This window comes from Rubrobacter sp. M3-4 (assembly GCF_059772285.1).
Genome location: NZ_JCBAJP010000002.1, coordinates 260,663 through 275,346, shown reverse-complemented (window position 1 = coordinate 275,346; position 14,684 = coordinate 260,663). Strand labels below are relative to the sequence as shown.

At 66.0% G+C, this 14,684-nt stretch carries 15 protein-coding genes; 7 read left to right on the top strand and 8 right to left on the bottom strand.

From position 1 onward, the window contains the following. Positions 1-47: 47 nt before the first annotated feature. The gene (locus AC6EKW_RS03665) at positions 48-818 is read right to left on the bottom strand and encodes a cytochrome c biogenesis CcdA family protein (RefSeq protein WP_273887024.1); all 771 of its coding nucleotides are present in this window, start codon (positions 816-818) and stop codon (positions 48-50) included. Between the two features lie 109 nt (positions 819-927). Between AC6EKW_RS03665 and AC6EKW_RS03660 the strand changes: the two genes are divergently transcribed. Next, entirely contained in the window at positions 928-1,596 is a 669-nt protein-coding gene (locus AC6EKW_RS03660; RefSeq protein ID WP_273887023.1) for a DsbA family protein, read from the top strand. 3 nt (positions 1,597-1,599) lie between these two features. Continuing rightward, positions 1,600-2,427, top strand: a complete 828-nt coding sequence (locus tag AC6EKW_RS03655) for a cytochrome c biogenesis CcdA family protein (protein WP_273887022.1) — start codon at positions 1,600-1,602, stop codon at positions 2,425-2,427. A 20-nt stretch (positions 2,428-2,447) separates the two neighbouring features. On the opposite strand, the gene AC6EKW_RS03650 is transcribed toward AC6EKW_RS03655, so the two are convergent. From AC6EKW_RS03650 to AC6EKW_RS03630, 5 genes are all read right to left on the bottom strand, one after another. Continuing rightward, on the bottom strand, positions 2,448-2,819 hold the full coding sequence (locus AC6EKW_RS03650) for a YidH family protein (RefSeq protein WP_273887021.1): 372 nt from the start codon (positions 2,817-2,819) through the stop codon (positions 2,448-2,450). Position 2,820: 1 nt separating this feature from the next. After that, positions 2,821-3,213, bottom strand: a complete 393-nt coding sequence (locus tag AC6EKW_RS03645; RefSeq protein ID WP_273887020.1) for a YidH family protein — start codon at positions 3,211-3,213, stop codon at positions 2,821-2,823. A 71-nt stretch (positions 3,214-3,284) separates the two neighbouring features. Further along, a complete protein-coding gene (locus AC6EKW_RS03640; RefSeq protein WP_498513728.1) occupies positions 3,285-6,185 on the bottom strand; it encodes a molybdopterin-dependent oxidoreductase in 2,901 nt (966 codons plus the stop codon). 27 nt (positions 6,186-6,212) lie between these two features. Then, entirely contained in the window at positions 6,213-7,835 is a 1,623-nt protein-coding gene (locus tag AC6EKW_RS03635) for a 4Fe-4S dicluster domain-containing protein (protein WP_498513727.1), read from the bottom strand. Between the two features lie 47 nt (positions 7,836-7,882). Continuing rightward, on the bottom strand, positions 7,883-8,533 hold the full coding sequence (locus AC6EKW_RS03630; RefSeq protein WP_498513726.1) for a hypothetical protein: 651 nt from the start codon (positions 8,531-8,533) through the stop codon (positions 7,883-7,885). Between the two features lie 206 nt (positions 8,534-8,739). Between AC6EKW_RS03630 and AC6EKW_RS03625 the strand changes: the two genes are divergently transcribed. Further along, positions 8,740-9,186, top strand: a complete 447-nt coding sequence (locus tag AC6EKW_RS03625; RefSeq protein WP_273846163.1) for a hypothetical protein — start codon at positions 8,740-8,742, stop codon at positions 9,184-9,186. Here AC6EKW_RS03625 and AC6EKW_RS03620 read toward each other — a convergent pair. After that, complete coding sequence (locus AC6EKW_RS03620; RefSeq protein ID WP_498513725.1) at positions 9,174-10,070, bottom strand: LysR family transcriptional regulator; 897 nt, start codon at positions 10,068-10,070, stop codon at positions 9,174-9,176. The genes AC6EKW_RS03625 and AC6EKW_RS03620 overlap by 13 nt on opposite strands. Before the next feature lie 223 nt (positions 10,071-10,293). On the opposite strand from AC6EKW_RS03620, the gene AC6EKW_RS03615 reads away from it, so the two are divergent. From AC6EKW_RS03615 to AC6EKW_RS03600, 4 genes are all read left to right on the top strand, one after another. Beyond that, entirely contained in the window at positions 10,294-11,598 is a 1,305-nt protein-coding gene (locus AC6EKW_RS03615) for an NAD(P)/FAD-dependent oxidoreductase (RefSeq protein ID WP_498513724.1), read from the top strand. A 232-nt stretch (positions 11,599-11,830) separates the two neighbouring features. After that, positions 11,831-12,082 carry a hypothetical protein gene (locus tag AC6EKW_RS03610; RefSeq protein ID WP_273887014.1) on the top strand — a complete coding sequence of 84 codons (252 nt, stop codon included), beginning with the start codon at positions 11,831-11,833 and terminating at the stop codon, positions 12,080-12,082. A gap of 25 nt (positions 12,083-12,107) precedes the next feature. Continuing rightward, positions 12,108-12,323, top strand: coding sequence for a hypothetical protein (locus AC6EKW_RS03605; protein ID WP_498513723.1), 216 nt, complete (start codon positions 12,108-12,110; stop codon positions 12,321-12,323). A 223-nt stretch (positions 12,324-12,546) separates the two neighbouring features. Next, positions 12,547-13,383 carry a slipin family protein gene (locus tag AC6EKW_RS03600; protein ID WP_498513753.1) on the top strand — a complete coding sequence of 279 codons (837 nt, stop codon included), beginning with the start codon at positions 12,547-12,549 and terminating at the stop codon, positions 13,381-13,383. Between the two features lie 45 nt (positions 13,384-13,428). Here AC6EKW_RS03600 and AC6EKW_RS03595 read toward each other — a convergent pair whose 3' ends face one another. Continuing rightward, positions 13,429-14,646: an MFS transporter gene (locus tag AC6EKW_RS03595; protein ID WP_273887011.1), complete on the bottom strand. Its 1,218-nt coding sequence runs from the start codon at positions 14,644-14,646 to the stop codon at positions 13,429-13,431. Positions 14,647-14,684 lie beyond the last annotated feature (38 nt).

The following is a 14,684-nucleotide window of genomic DNA, read 5'->3' as shown; positions in this document are numbered from 1 at the left end:
GGAGCGTGGGATGAGAAACATTTCACGTACTTTTTACGCCGACGGGTTCAGAGGAGCCAGATCCCGGCTCTCCAGGCGAAGTAGAGGCCGGAGACGAGGAGGAGTAGGCCCAGGGCTTTCTCCACGGCGAGGCGGTAGGCGGTTCTCAGGCCTCCCTTGCCGCCGACCAGCGAACCTCCGAAAGTACCTGCGACGACGAGCACGGCCCCCTGTCCGAGGCCCAGGGCGAGCATGGTGAGGGCTCCGACGAAAGGGTTCCCGCTCGCGGCGACGGCGGCGAGCGCGGAAGGGAGGATCAGGGCACAGGACGGACATCCGGCAAGCCCGGACGGAAGCCCCAATAGATACGCCCCGAGCATCCCCCGGCGGGCCTTCTCCGGGTCCGGTGAGGTGAACAGCGGCAGCTCGAAGCGCACCAGCCCGAGCAGCCTCAGCCCCATCACCAGCAGAAACGGTGCGAGCAGACCGTACCAGAGCCACACCGAGCGGTTGAGCAGGTTCATGAGAGCCAGCCCCGCAAAACCGAAAGCCGCCCCGAGCAGCATGTACGTGGTGCTCATCCCCAACACGAACGCGGCGCTGATCCACGACGCCCGCAGCCTGGTCCCAGATCCACCACCGGCCGTACATCCCACCACGACCGGCATCATCAGGTACGTGGCCGGGGTCAGCCCGAGCGCCACACCGGCCACCGCCGCCAGCCCGACCCCCACCACAGACCCCTCCCGTAGATACCCTATCCCCCACGACATGTACGGCTCGAGCCATACCAGCAACCGCGCCACGAGGTCCAGTATCCACCGGCCTGCCTGGTCCACGACACCCTCCCACGAACTTTGTATGAATACATCGTCAGATAGCATTATAATGCCGGCCATGGAACCTTCCGGCACATATCCTTTTCTGAGGGAATCGGGCCTGCGCGGGATGATACGGGGAGCTCTCTCGCTCCTCGCCGCTCTGGTGTTTCTGGCGGTCCTCTCCGGGTGTGGTGCGGGGTCCGGTGGTGGAGGGAGTTCGTCTGCAGGTACGTCGGGGGCGCAGGCGGAGGTTGGTGGAGGGAGGCTCCTCGGGTCGCCCTCCCTGGGGCGCCGGGATGCACCGGTGACCATAGTCGAGTACGCCGACTTTCAGTGTCCGTACTGCGGGCGGTTCGCCCGTCAGGTGGAGCCCAGGATCGTCGCCCGCTACGTACGCAGTGGTGAAGTCAGGCTGGTGTGGCGTGACTTCCCCTACCTTGGTCAGGAGTCGGTCAACGCCGCGCTCGCGGCGCGGGCGGCGCAGGCCCAGGGCAAGTTCTGGGAATACCACGACCTGCTCTACGAGAACCAGGGGCGTCCCAACTCCGGGGCGTTCTCGGATGCGAAGCTGATCTCGCTGGCCCGGCAAGCCCACCTCGACGTCGGGAAGTTCAGGTCTGACTTCGAGGGAGCGAAGTACGCGGGAGCGGTAAAAAGAGACTTCGCCCGGGGGCAGAGCCTGGGGATCTCCGGCACACCCACCTTCTTCATCAACGGCCGAAGGCTCGTCGGGGCGCAGCCCTACCAGGTCTTCGTCCGGGCGATCCGGCAGGCCAGCAGGGAATCCGGGCGCTGAACCATGGTTCAGGCCTCTCTGGCCGCCGCGTTCTTCGGTGGTCTGCTGTCGCTCCTGAGCCCGTGCAGCGCGCTTCTGCTCCCGGCGTTCTTCGCCTACGCCTTTCGGGAGAGACGGCGGCTCCTCGGGATGACCGTGGTCTTCTACGCCGGGCTCCTCGTCACGCTCGTCCCGCTCGGCATGGGTCTGGCCGCCGCGAGCAGGCTCTTCTACGGGCACCGCCAGGCCCTCATCGTGGCCGCGGGAGCGCTCATGATCGCCTTCGGGGTAATGCAGGTCGCCGGGAGAGGATTCGACCTCGGGTCCGCGGTACGCCTGCAGCAGAAGATCCCGGTCGGCTCCGCGCTCTCCACGTTCGCCCTCGGGACGGTCTACGGATTCGGAGGGTTCTGCTCCGGCCCGATACTCGGCGCCGTCCTCACCATCGCAGCGTCCTCCGCGAACGCGCCGTACGGGGCGCTGCTGCTCGCGGTATACGCAGCGGGGATGGCGGCGCCGCTCTTCGCGCTGGCGCTCCTGTGGGAGAAGATGGATCTCGGGCACAGGCGCTGGCTGCGGGGGAAAGAGGTCTCGCTCGGCAGGTTCCGGTTGCATAGCACGAGCCTGATCTCGGGGGCCATGTTCTCGCTGCTCGGGGTCCTGTTCATCGCCACCGGGGGCACCGGCAGCCTTCCGGCACCGGCCGGCGAAGGCCTCTCCCTCACCCTGCAGAACGCGCTGCAGAGGCACGCCGGTGCGGCCACCGCATCGCTGATCGCCGGGCTGTCGCTGATCGCTCTCCTGGTCCTCCGGAGGAGGAAGTCCAGGAGAAAAGAAGACCAACGAGGGTGAAAGGCGCCGGGATCAGGCCCTCAGGCGACCATTATGTAGGTGATGAAGGCCGTCCCGAAGAGCAGCACGCCGAGCGCGATCAGCAGGTACAGCGTCACCCAGCTGGTGAAATAACCCTGTCTTATGTTCCTCCTGAACCTGATGAACAGGATCAGGGCCACGACCTCTATGAGCCCCCCGATCGCGACAACCGTGAGCCCGATGAACGAGAGCTCCGACAGAGACACACGACCGTGCCCTCCAAGCAGGATGCTCGAGGCCTGGGCGATCGCGTGCAGCAGTACACCGAAACCTATGGCGTTGAGGCCGCTGCGCACCCAGGAGAGCATGGTCCGCTCGCTGGCGAGCACCTCCCGCCAGAGCGTCTCCCCTTCCGGAATCTCGCCCCGCACCCTAGCCTCCCACCAGAGCGTAGACGATGAAGGCGGTGGCCAGAAGAAGGCTGCCCACGACCACCACCATGTAAGGGGCGAAGCTCGCGAAGAAGTACCCCTCCCGGATCATGCGCCGGTTGCGGAAGAACTGTATGGAGCCGGCGATCAGGGTCACGCACCCCAGGGCGACCATCAAGATGCCGAAGATCTCCGAAGCTCCCGCTCCCCCTCCCTGTGTGCCGGCCACCAGGGCACCGGCCCGCTCGACGACGAAGCCCACCGAGATCAGGCCGACCCCCGTCCTGACCCACGCGAGTAGGGTCCTCTCGTTGGCCAGGTGTTCTCTGATCTCCGCGTCTCGCGAAGGTCGCTCGGCCTTCCCCTCGAGCATCCCGCGCCAGAAGGACTTCAAGCTCCGCCTCCGGTCAAGGTCCCGCCGCCTCTCACCACACAGCGAAAGGATAACACCCCTCTATCCCCGCCTCAGCCGCCTTCGGGCCGGACGAAGAACATCTCGCGGGCGGGACGGAAGGGACGGTCGAAGACCTCCGGCCGCCTGAGCCCGTTCTTCAAGGGGCCGGGTCGGGTCATCGCGAGCCACCGACGGTAGACCTCGAGGCTCTTCTTCGTATCCACGTAGACGTCCCCGTAGCGGTCTCCCTCGCGGGCCTTCTCGACGAAGACGGCCTGATGCCAGCAGTGCATCCCGCTTATCGGGTCTGGATGGACCGGGAAGGTGAGGTTCTGGTGCACCCCGCCGTCCCCCCAGAAGATGCGCTTGGTGTCGGGGTCGGAAGACTCGTAGGGCCCGGGGCCCTCGATCTGGCGCATCCTCCAGGTGCCGTCCTCGGCCCGCTCTATCTCGACCAGGGCGTTCGACCAGCGGTCCGCCTGGTCCTGCCTCCTGCGCCAGCGACCCAGGTGGTGCGAGCAGGCGACGACACCCGGCGTTATCCCCTCGGTGACCCACGCGTGGTTCACCGAGTAGCCGATCTCGGTCACGACCCGAACCAGGTCCCCGGTCTCTATGCCGCGCTCCTCGGCGTCCTTCGGGTGGATCCAGAGCGGGTTCTTGTTGGAGATCTCGTTGAGCCACTTGGAGTTTCCGCTACGGGTGTGGATGAGCGTGGGCAGACGGAAGGTGGCGTTGAGGACGAGCTGCCCCTCCTCGAGGTTCTCCGGGTGGACGTGGCTCTTCTCGTAGCAGGGCGTGGCGTACTCGGGCCAGCCCCACTCGGCGAGCGTCCGGGAGAAGATCTCGAGCTTGCCGCTCCTGGTCGGGAAACCTTCGCGGGGTTCACCCTTCACCTGCACCCCGACGTGCGGCAGACGGCGTTTCTCCCTTATGACCCCCTCGCTGCGGCTCTCTTCGGTGGTGAGGGTGCCGTCCGGTTCGACGCGGGCACCCTCCACCTCCTCGGGAGAGAGGATGCGCATGTGGCGCTCGTACGTCTCGCGCTTTATCTCGAAGGCCCCGTAACGTCTCATGTACTCGAGCGGCGTGAGCCCCTCCTCGGCGGCCTTCTCCGGCAGGCCGGGTACGGCGTTCTCGAAGATCCAGCGGTAGTACTCCTCGACGGTGAGTTTCTCGCCGGGCCGGTAGGGGCTCTCGAAGTGTTCCCGGATGCCCAGAGCCCCGTCCGGGTCTATCTTCCAGGAGAGCTCGATCCAGAACTCGTCGTCCTCCCAGACCTCGCCGGGGTTGGCTTCGTAGGTGTAAGTGATCTTCTCCCCCCGCCGCCTCGCCGCCTCTCTCAAGACCGGCTGCCTGAAAGACAGCCAGGTTCCCGAGTGGGTCTCCTGGCTCATCAGGTCGTGACGCTCCGGGCCGTGCCCCAAAGGAAGCACGTAGTCGGCGAAGTACGCCGTCTCGTTCCACGTCGGCGTCAGGGCCACGTGGCAGCCGACGTACTCCTCGTTCTGCAGGACCTCCATCCAGCTGAAGCCGTCCGGGAAGGTCCACACCGGGTTGATGACCCGGCTGAAGTACACCTCCATCCTCCCACGCCCTTCCATGAGGAAATGCGGGATGAGGAAGCTCATCTCGTAGTTGGCGAGCGGGTACTCGTCCGGGTAGTTGAGAGAGTTCCACGCCTTCTGCGGCTCGGGGTGCTTCCAGAACTTCGGCACCCACTTGCTCCAGCCGTTCGGGTTGGTCCCACCCTTGCGGCCCCAGCTCCCGGTGAGGACGTTCAGGAAGACGAGCGCCCTGCCGGCCATCCAGCCGTGCAGGTTGGCCGCCGTCGCCGCCCGCCAGGTGTGCGAGGCGACGCGCGGCGCGGCCTCCCCGATGACCCGGGCGACCTCGACTATCTTCCCGGCCTCGACCCCGCTCTCCCTCTCGGCGTACTCTGGGGTGTAGGAGGCATAATCCTCTTTCAAAGCCTCGATGAAGGCGTCGAAGGAGTCCTGCTCCCTCTCCGGATGTTTGTTCTGCATGTACTCGGGCCAGTTGGTCCAGTCGCGCAGGTACTCCGCGTCGTAGAGGCCCTCGTCGAGGATCACCTTCGCCATCGCAAGGAAGAGGGCGGCCTCCGAGCCCGGACGGGCCGGCAACCAGTAGTCGGCCATCGCCGCCGAGTTGGAGAGGCGGGGGTCGACGACGATGAGCTTCGCCCCCTTCATCTTGCCCTCGATGATGCGCTGGGCGTGCGGGTTGAAGTAGTGGCCGGTCTCGAGGTGGGAGCTCATCAGTATTATGGCCCGGGCGTTCGCGTGGTCGGGGGAGGGCCGGTCGAAACCACCCCACACCTGGTACCCGAACCGCCCGCCGGAGGAGCAGACGTTGGTGTGCGAGGTATGGGCGTCCACGCCCCACGCCTTGAAGACGCGGTCCATGTGCTCGAGCTCGAAGCCGGGCCGGCCGACGTGGTAGAAGATCTCGTCGCGCCGCCCCTCCACGATGGCCCGGCGCACCCGCTGCGCTATGTCTTCGAGTGCTTCATCCCAGGAGACGCGCTCCCACTGTCCCGATCCGCGCGGCCCCTTCCTCTTCAGAGGGTAGAGGATGCGGCTGGGGTCCTTGATCTGGTTGATGGTCGCAGGTCCTTTGGCGCAGTTGCGTCCGCGGCTCCCGGGGTGCAGCGGGTGCCCCTCGAACTTGCGGACCTCGCGGCTCTCTTTGTCTATGTAGGCGAGCAGCCCGCAGGCGGCTTCGCAGTTGAAACAGACGGTCGGGACGATCTGGTAGCTCTTCTTCTGTCGGCGGGTCCACCCTTTCGCCTCGTACTCCGTCCAGTCGTCCCACCGCTCGGGCGGGGGATATCCGGTGAGCGAGCTGCCCGGCGCGAGCCGGCGCACGTCCCCCCGCTCCGGCTGGTCCACGTCGGGAATGATGTGGAGTTTCGTCGCCACCCGCTCGATGAGCGGTCTTTTCGGTTCCACGCGAGTCACTCTCTCCTCCTCCTACCTTCAGGCCAGCGGGATGAGCTGCGGGGCCTCGACCCAGGCGTGCTCGGTCGCGAAGATCCCGACGAGCGCGAAGACCCCGGCCGCGGCCGCGAGCACCGGGACCCCGAAGAGCGCCGAGAGCCCGACGAGCCCGAGCGGAACCAGGCTCCCCAGCCCGACCGAGACCCCCCAGAAGAGCCTCCGGTAGCGCCCCTTGTAGATCATCTCGGCCGCGCGCGCCGCATCGCGGTCGGGGTGCCTGACGCCGAGCTCGGCCCAGAAGACCAGCAGCCCGACGAGAAGCCCCGCCGCGAGCACGGCCGAGAGCATGCCCTGCAAAGGAGCGAGCCCCCCGACGAACAGCGAAGCGATCAGAAGCATCCCGGCCCCGGCGACCGCGGCGTGGGTGAGCATGTGCACCGGGAGCGCCGGGCTCTGCCAGAAGCTGCGCCCCTTGGACTGGGCGAAGAGGTACGCGGTGTAGACGGCCGTCGCCCCGGCGGCGGCGACGAGCGGCCAGGCGAGCACGGCGGTCGCCTCCTGCCCCACCTCGTCCGGGAGAACCCCGAAGAAGGCGAGCGCCTCGGCGACCATCCAGAGCCCGAGCAGGGCCCCGAAGCCGGTGATGATGTACGCGCCCTTTACCAGCCAGCTCCTCCACTGCGGCCGCAGCAGGACGTAGTGGAAGCGGTCCGGCCGGTCGAGGTCGAGGATGAGAAGCGCCCCGGTGGCGAGCAGGAACACGAGCCCGAGCAACGCCCCACTCCACAGGGCCACCCCCGAGAGCGCCACCCCGAGCCCGGCCGCGAGGAACGTGATCCCGGCCGCACCGGCCGATATCGCCTTGGTCCAGACGTAGGCGGGAACCTCCCGGCCCCACATCACGCCCTTGTTCGGCTCGTCGTAGGTGCGCCGCGCCCGCTCGGGTTGGGGCTCCGGCTCGCCACGACCCGGCTTCTTCCCGAGCGGGATGATCCCCTGCAGCACACCCCCTCCGCCGGCGTTCGGGCTGTCCGGGGCGTGGTGCCCGACGCCCCGCCTCTGGTTGGACCACATGTAGTCCGACGCGACGGGGGCGTCGTCGGGGGTGAGCGCGGCCTCGTCCCCGTTTATGTAGAAGAGCTTCGGCTTCGTACCCTTCTCCGGCCTGCGGGTGGTCACCTTCTCGCGGGAGAGGAGGCGGCTGATCTCGGTCGTCGGATCGTCCATGTCCCCGCTTATGATCGCGTGCTCCGGGCAGACGTTGACGCAGGCGGGCTCGAGTCCCATGTCCACCCGATGGGCGCAGTAGTTGCACTTGGCCGCCGTGTGGCTGTCGGGATCTATGTACAGGGCGTCGTACGGACACGCCTGGGTGCAGGCCTTGCACCCGATGCACCGGTCGCTGTTGAAGTCCACGATCCCGTCGTCGCGGATGTACAGCGCCGTCACCGGGCAGGCTTCGACACAGGGCGCGTCCTCGCAGTGGTTGCAACGCATCACGTGGAAGGCCCGCTGGGTGTCGGGGAATTCCCCCTTCTCGATGTACTTCACCCAGGTCCGGTTCACCCCGAGCGGCACCTCGTGCTCGGCTTTGCACGCCACCGTGCACGCGTGACAGCCGATGCATTTTCGGTTGTCTATGATGAAGCCGTAGTTCGCCAAGGAACCTCCTCTTCTATCTCCACACGCCGCTGGGGACGCTCACGCGCTCACACCCGGCTCCCCGCCGAGCGGAGCAGGTAGAGCGTCATTACACCCCCCGCCAGAATGAGGACCCCACCGACCAGCGCACCGACCGACATCCCCCCGGTCTCCGGCAGCCCGGGAGCCCCGGCAGGGTCGAGGATCACCCAACCCACCCCGGCTCCTTTGATGGGATGGACGAGCTCGGTGCCGCTTATCTCCGGCGGCACGGGGTTCTTCGTGATTCGAATCGGGCTGCCCGGCTCTACGTCGTAGTAGCCGCTGCTCGTGGAAATGGCCGGGTTGTCGATCACGGCTTTCACCGGCGCCTCGAACATGCCCACCAGTTGACCGGTCTTGAGGTCCGTCACCCGGAACGCAAAGTTGGTGACGACGACCTCACCCGCCGGAGCGTAAGGTTGAAAGGTGGAGTTCTCCCCCTGCAATATCTCGAAACGTACGGGATCCGAGAAAGCATTGGCAGGTATCTCAGCCTTTATCTCGCCGTTGCCAACGGTCGCAGCCTGCCCCGGCTGCAGGTCCGCGGACGCCACCACCCGTCCGAAACCGAACCGGGAGAGATCGGGCACGGCCTGCTGGGCGGCCGCCGGAACGGCGAACGCCAGGATCGTGACGAGAACCACAGCCGAAAAGAATGCCGGTTTCTTTCGGATCATCTTCCCCAACCCTCCTGCACCATCGCGGCCTCCTCCAACCAATCTCCTCGTAACCCTCCTACAGATAGAACTCTCCCGGCCATGCTAGCAACGCCCCGAGAGCCGAACCATACTCGCCCCCCGAACGAGCCATAGGCTCCTCCTATACAATCTCCGTCACCGGGGCACTATACTTCTTGCGGGTACGGATTCTCGGGGAGCAAAAGATGTACGAAGAGCAGGGAACAGGCCTGAAGGTTCGCAACGGCAACCTGGAGATCGCGCGCCTGAACGCGAAGGTCGCCTCCATAAAGCTCTCCATCCGGGCTCTTCTGGGGTGGGGTGCGGCGATACTCCTGATCTCGGGGCCGCTCTCCGCGCTCACGCACCTGTGGTGGCTGGTGCTGATCTTCGGGGCGATCCTCCCGCTCGCGGTCGGGGCCGGCAGCCGCCTCTCGGGACTTGCTCAGACCAGGGCCCGCCTCGCCGCCGAGGCCGACGGCGAGAAGGAGCTCCTGCTCGCGCTCGAGCGCTGCGGGTCGCTCACGCCCGCCCGGGCGGCGATAGAGACCTCCCTGAACGTCTCTGAAGCGGACCGCCTGCTCGGCGAGCTCGCCGCGGCGGGTTACCTGGAGGTGCGCGTCGAGGACGGCAGGATCACCTACACCCTCTGAGAGAGATCCCGCCGACAGATCCCGAGCAGGTACTCGAAGAACTTCCGCTCCGTCGGGTTCAGCTCCGCCGAAGGGTTGCGGATCATGGTGAACCGCCGCGGGATCGAGAACCCCTCCGCAACCGCCAGATGCCCGGCCTCTATCTCCAGGCGTATCGTCTCCCGCGAGAGCAGCGAGAAGCCGAGCCCGGCCTCTATCGCTTCCTTGATCGCCCCGGTGCTCCCCAGCTCCATCCGCACGTCCAGCACGATCCCCATCTCCGAGACCGCCCGCTCTATCACCTCCCGCGTCCCCGATCCCTTCTCGCGCGAGATGAACGGCTCAGAACCGAGCTTCCCCGCCTCCACACCCTCCCGCACCCACGGATGACCCGGCGCGACCACCACGACCAGCTCGTCCTCCAGCAGCGGTACGCTCTCGAACGTCCCCCGCACCTCACCACCCTCTATGACGCCGAAGGCAACCGTCCCCCGCCCCACCAGCGACAAAACCTCCCTGGTGTTGCCCACGAAGAGCTCCGGCAGCACCCCCGGCTCCCGCTCCCGAAACCCCCGCAACCATACCGGGAACAGATGCTCCCCGAGCGTCGAACTCGCCGCCACGTACAGCCGGGAATCCCTCCGGCCACGCAGCGTGTGCAATACCTCCTCCACCCCCTCAACCTCGTCCAGCGCCCGCCGCGCCTGCTCGTAGAGCAGCCTCCCGTGCTCCGTAGGTTCCACCCCACGCCGCGAACGCTTGAGAAGCGGTACCCGCGCCTCCCGCTCGAGCTCCGCCAGACGCTCGCTCACGCTCGGCTGTGACAGGTACATCCGCTGCGCAGCCCCCGAGACGCTCCCCTCCTCCACCGCCGCACAAAACGCCTGCAGAGACCTGAGCTTCATGACCCCTCTCTCATCTTCGCTTTTATCTCATATATTACTATACTAATATAGTTTGAGACTATGAATATCCCCCCGGTCTCGCGACGATCTGCGCGAAAGCACACATAGGATATTCTTATGTTTATATAATAAAATCCATTACATTTGATGGTGGCCGTGGACGGGGTGGTTGCTAGCATTACCCCTAGAGCGGAGACGTAGAAGCCCGCAGGAAGGAGGAGCCATGCCGGAGGTGAGGAGTACGTTGCTGGCCGGTGGTGCGCTTGCGGTCGCGGCTCCGGCGGCGGCTGCGGCCGTGGCGAGCCGGGAGCTCAAGAGCGAGGCGCGGGGGAGGGTGGTCATCGTCGGCGGGGGGACGGCCGGGCTCACGGTTGCGGCCCGTCTGGCGCGTAAGCTACGGCACCCCGAGATAACCGTTATAGAGCCCTCCGAGCAGCACATGTACCAGCCGGGCTGGACGCTGGTCGCCTCGGGGGTCTTCCCGAAGGAGCACTTCATAAGGAAGGAGGAGGACTACATCCCGCGGGGGGTCACCTGGATCCGGGAGCGGGTCGAAGGCTTCGAGCCGGAGAAGGACCAGCTCGTGACCGAGAGCGGGCGCAGGGTCGGCTACGACTACCTCGTCGTCTGTCCCGGGCACCAGCTCGACTACGACAAGATAGAGGGTCTCGACGGGCATCTGGGCCGGGACGGGCTCTACAGCAACTACACCGCCGAAGGTGCACAGAAGACGTGGGAAGGCATCCGCAGCTTCCAGGGTGGGACCGCGATCTTCGTCGAGCCCGCCGGTCCGATAAAGTGCGGTGGCGCACCGCAGAAGATCTGCTACATGGCGGACTCCTACTGGCGGCGCACGAAGATCCGCGAGCGGGTGAACCAGCTGTTCGTGAACGGCAAGCCATCCCTCTTCTCGTCACCGTACTACCGCGAGGCGCTCGAAGGCGTGATGCGGCGCAAGAACATACAGACCATCTTCAACCACAACCTCGTCGCCGTGGACCCGGAGAAGAAGGAGGCTTACTTCGAGGTCAAGGAGGGCGAGGAGACCAGACGGGTCACGATGTCCTACGACTTCCTGCATTTCTGTCCGCCGCAGAGCGCCCCGGACTTCATCAAGAGCAGCCCGCTCGCCAACGAGTCCGGCTACGTCGAAGTGGACAAGCACACCCTGCAGCACGTGCGCTACCCGAACGTCTTCGCGCTCGGGGACGCGAGCAACCTGCCGACCTCGAAGACCGGCGCGGCCATACGCAAGCAGGCCCCGGTCCTGGTGTACAACCTGGTGCGGGCCATGGAGGGTGTGGACCTCAAGATAGACTCCCACGACTACGACGGATACACCTCCTGTCCGCTCGTCACCGACTACGGGAAGATGATGCTCGCCGAGTTCGACTACACCCTCAAGCCCCGGCCCACCGTTCCACCGTGGGAACACGACTCCCGCAAGGAGACCTACACGAACTGGCTCATCAAGACCCGGGCCCTGCCGGCGATGTACTGGAACGGGATGCTAAAAGGCCTCGCCTGAGCCCCTCACGCCCGGGCATTGGGAATGAGTGATACAATAACCCCGTATCATCCACAGGCCGCGCAGCAGCAGGAGGAGGCAGAAGCCTACACGTAAGACGCCGGGCGGCAGGGAGCTCTTGCAGCGTAGCGGTCGGCCGCAGCGCGAACCGGAAAGTCCGGACCGGACGGAGGACCCATCGGCCGGGGTTGCTTGCAGCCCGTTTATATCGGAGGGCGGGGAAAGAAGGGGTATGCGCAAAGGACAGAAGGTCTTCGAGATGGTCGATGAGGTGTTGCTCCGGCAGGTCGAAGAACGCATCGAACGGTACGGGGAGACGCCCAGGATCGCATTCGAGAGGGTCAGCTGCACCGAAGGCGGCCGGCTGCTGCTTGAGCTTCGGGATGGTCCCCACGGCGGCGAACGGGCGGCGAGCTGGCAGCAAGACCTTGCGAAAGAGCGAGCGAAAAAACGCGAGGAGGCTCTGGGCCATCGGCTCCCGTGAGGCAGACCGGCGGAAGGGAAGCAGCGTGGGCGGCACGCCCGTCCCGGAAGCCTGGGTCGGGGAGTCCGTGGACCTCGTTTTCATCTCGGGAGCAAGCACGGAGTACATCAGCGGCCGGCTCGAAGAGGTCAACGACCGGGGCGTGACCCTCTCGTCGCTGACCCACGTCGGACAGCCGAAGCAGCTCCTGTTCTACCCGTGGAGCGCCATAATCCAGCTGTCCCTCCCGGCAGAGAGGTAGCAAAGCACGAGCAGCAGAGCCCGGTCCAAAACCAAGGCGGCGGAGATTTCACCACGACCCACAACTTTGACCACCCCATCTTCCCGGTCCCCGGCGGACGATGGTTTTTTCGGTTGCGTGGGACGCCCGCACGGACCGGGGACGGGGCCACGTCATCCGGGGGTTTCCCGAGCCCCCGTGGACCCGTAAGGAGGGTTTGGAGTTGGCGGCAGGAACGGTTTTCATGATCTTACAGGCGGCCGGGGTCGGGGTTGCGACGCTCGTCGTCATCGTTGTCGTCGTCATCGTCGGGGTGTTTCTGTTGACGAGCGCGGTCAAGATCCTGAAAGAGTACGAGCGTGGTGTGGTGTTCCGGTTGGGGCGAGTCTACGAAGGAGGCGCCAAGGGACCCGGTCTGTTCTTCCTGGTCCCGCTGGTGAACAAGATGGTCAAGGTGGATCTCAGGACGGTCACGATGGACGTGCCCCCTCAGGACGTCATAACCCGCGACAACGTGCCGGCCCGGGTCACGGCGGTCATCTACTTCCGGGTGGTGGACCCGAACAAGAGCGTCATCGAGGTGGAAGACTACGTACAGGCGACCTCCCAGATCTCGCAGACCACCCTGAGGAGCGTACTGGGCAAGAAAGAGCTGGACGATCTGCTCGCCAACCGCGAGGCCATCAACGCCGAGCTGCAGAGCATAATAGACGAGCAGACCGAGCCCTGGGGGATCAAAGTCAGCGTCATAGAGGTCAAAGACGTCGAGATCCCGCAGCAGATGCAGCGGGCGATGTCCCGCCAGGCCGAGAGCGAGCGGGAGCGGCGGGCCAAGATCATCGCGGCCGAGGGTGAGTATCAGGCGGCAGACCGGCTCAGGCAGGCAGCGGACCGGCTGGATACCCCGACCGCCGTCCAGTTGCGCCTCTTCCAGACGATATCCGAGATCTCCACCGAGCAGAACTCGACGATCATACTCCCCGTACCCATAGACCTGTTCCAGCCGTTCATCGATGGGATCAAACCCCCGTCGGAGCAGGCATTCACCCACGAGGGTACCGGAGAGGGGCAGGGAGGGTAGGGTAGAACGAAAGCTTCGGACGCCCGCACCCTTGAAAGACCCGGCTCACCCTTCGAGCAGCAACGCCACGAGCAGCCCGGAGAACGCCGTGAGGGCCGCCACGAGCCCTATCGCCCACGAGAGCCCTAAAGCGTCGGCGATGATCCCCGCGGCGAGCGCCCCCACCGCGTAGCCGAGGTCGCGCCAGAACCTGTAGACGCTGAGGGAGCGGGCACGCCAAGCGGGCCGGGAGTGGTCCGAGACGGCGGCGATGAGCGTCGGGTAGACCATCGCGGTGCCGAGGCCCATGATCAGGCTGCCCACGAGCCACCACCCGAAGCCGCGGGTCGCGAGGACGAGGAACATCCCCACCGCCTGCACCCAGAGGCCGCCGGCGATGAGCCCCTTGCGCCCGATGCGGTCGCTCAAGGGGCCCGTCACGACCTGCAGCATACCCCAGACGAACGGGTAGACGGCTTTGAGTATGCCGATGCGTTCCACGCCGAGCCCGAAGGCTGCGAAGAAGAGGGGGAACACACCCCAGCTCATCCCGTCGTTGAGGTTGTTGACGAGCCCGGCCTGCGAGCAGGCGAAGAGGTTGCGGTCCCCGAAGGAGGTCGCAGAGAAGACCTCCCGGAAGGTCGGCTTATCTTCATCCTTCGGTCCGGTCTGGCTCGCCTCCAGCCGGACGTGCTCGTGGGTATCGCGTACCAGCAGGGCGGAGAGGAAGAGCCCCGCGAAGACGTAGAACACTCCCAGGTAGAAGGGCTGGGGCCTGAGCGCATACGCCGAGGCGATGTAGCCGGTGAGGAAGGCCGTTATGCCCAGGGAGGCGTAGCCGGCGAACTCGTTCATCCCGGTGGCGACCCCCCGGAAGCGGGGACCGACGAGGTCTATCTTCATGTTGACGGTCATCGACCAGGCGAAGCCCTGGTTTATCCCGAGGAGAACGTTGGCGAAGACCACCCACCCCCACGACGGTGCGAACATCAGGACGAAGGGGACCGGGACGCCGAAGATCCAACCGGCCACCAGAAGGCGCTTCCGGCCGAAGGCGTCCGCCAGAGGCCCCACCGCGAGGTTGGAGAGGGCCTTGACCACCCCGAAGGAGACGATGAACGAGAGGATCGCGCTCTTCGCGACGAGCCCGAAGACCTCCGACCCGATGAGCGGCACCACCGTACGCTCCAGACCCACCATCCCCCCGACGAAGGCGTTGACGAGCACCAGGAGCGAGAACTGCCCCAGGTTCTCCTTCAAGCCCAGCCGGACAGGGCCTCTCACGAGACCCCACCGTCCCGCCGGAGCCGGCGGGCCCGGAA

What these genes read in the sequence shown, in the direction of transcription:
- AC6EKW_RS03660 (WP_273887023.1), top strand. Translation starts at nt 928, where the DNA reads ATGATACGGGGAGCTCTCTCGCTCCTCGCCGCTCTGGTGTTTCTGGCG.
- AC6EKW_RS03655 (WP_273887022.1), top strand. Translation starts at nt 1,600, where the DNA reads ATGGTTCAGGCCTCTCTGGCCGCCGCGTTCTTCGGTGGTCTGCTGTCG.
- AC6EKW_RS03630 (WP_498513726.1), bottom strand. Translation starts at nt 8,533, where the DNA reads ATGATCCGAAAGAAACCGGCATTCTTTTCGGCTGTGGTTCTCGTCACG.
- AC6EKW_RS03625 (WP_273846163.1), top strand. Translation starts at nt 8,740, where the DNA reads ATGTACGAAGAGCAGGGAACAGGCCTGAAGGTTCGCAACGGCAACCTG.
- AC6EKW_RS03620 (WP_498513725.1), bottom strand. Translation starts at nt 10,070, where the DNA reads ATGAAGCTCAGGTCTCTGCAGGCGTTTTGTGCGGCGGTGGAGGAGGGG.
- AC6EKW_RS03615 (WP_498513724.1), top strand. Translation starts at nt 10,294, where the DNA reads ATGCCGGAGGTGAGGAGTACGTTGCTGGCCGGTGGTGCGCTTGCGGTC.
- AC6EKW_RS03610 (WP_273887014.1), top strand. Translation starts at nt 11,831, where the DNA reads ATGCGCAAAGGACAGAAGGTCTTCGAGATGGTCGATGAGGTGTTGCTC.
- AC6EKW_RS03600 (WP_498513753.1), top strand. Translation starts at nt 12,547, where the DNA reads ATGATCTTACAGGCGGCCGGGGTCGGGGTTGCGACGCTCGTCGTCATC.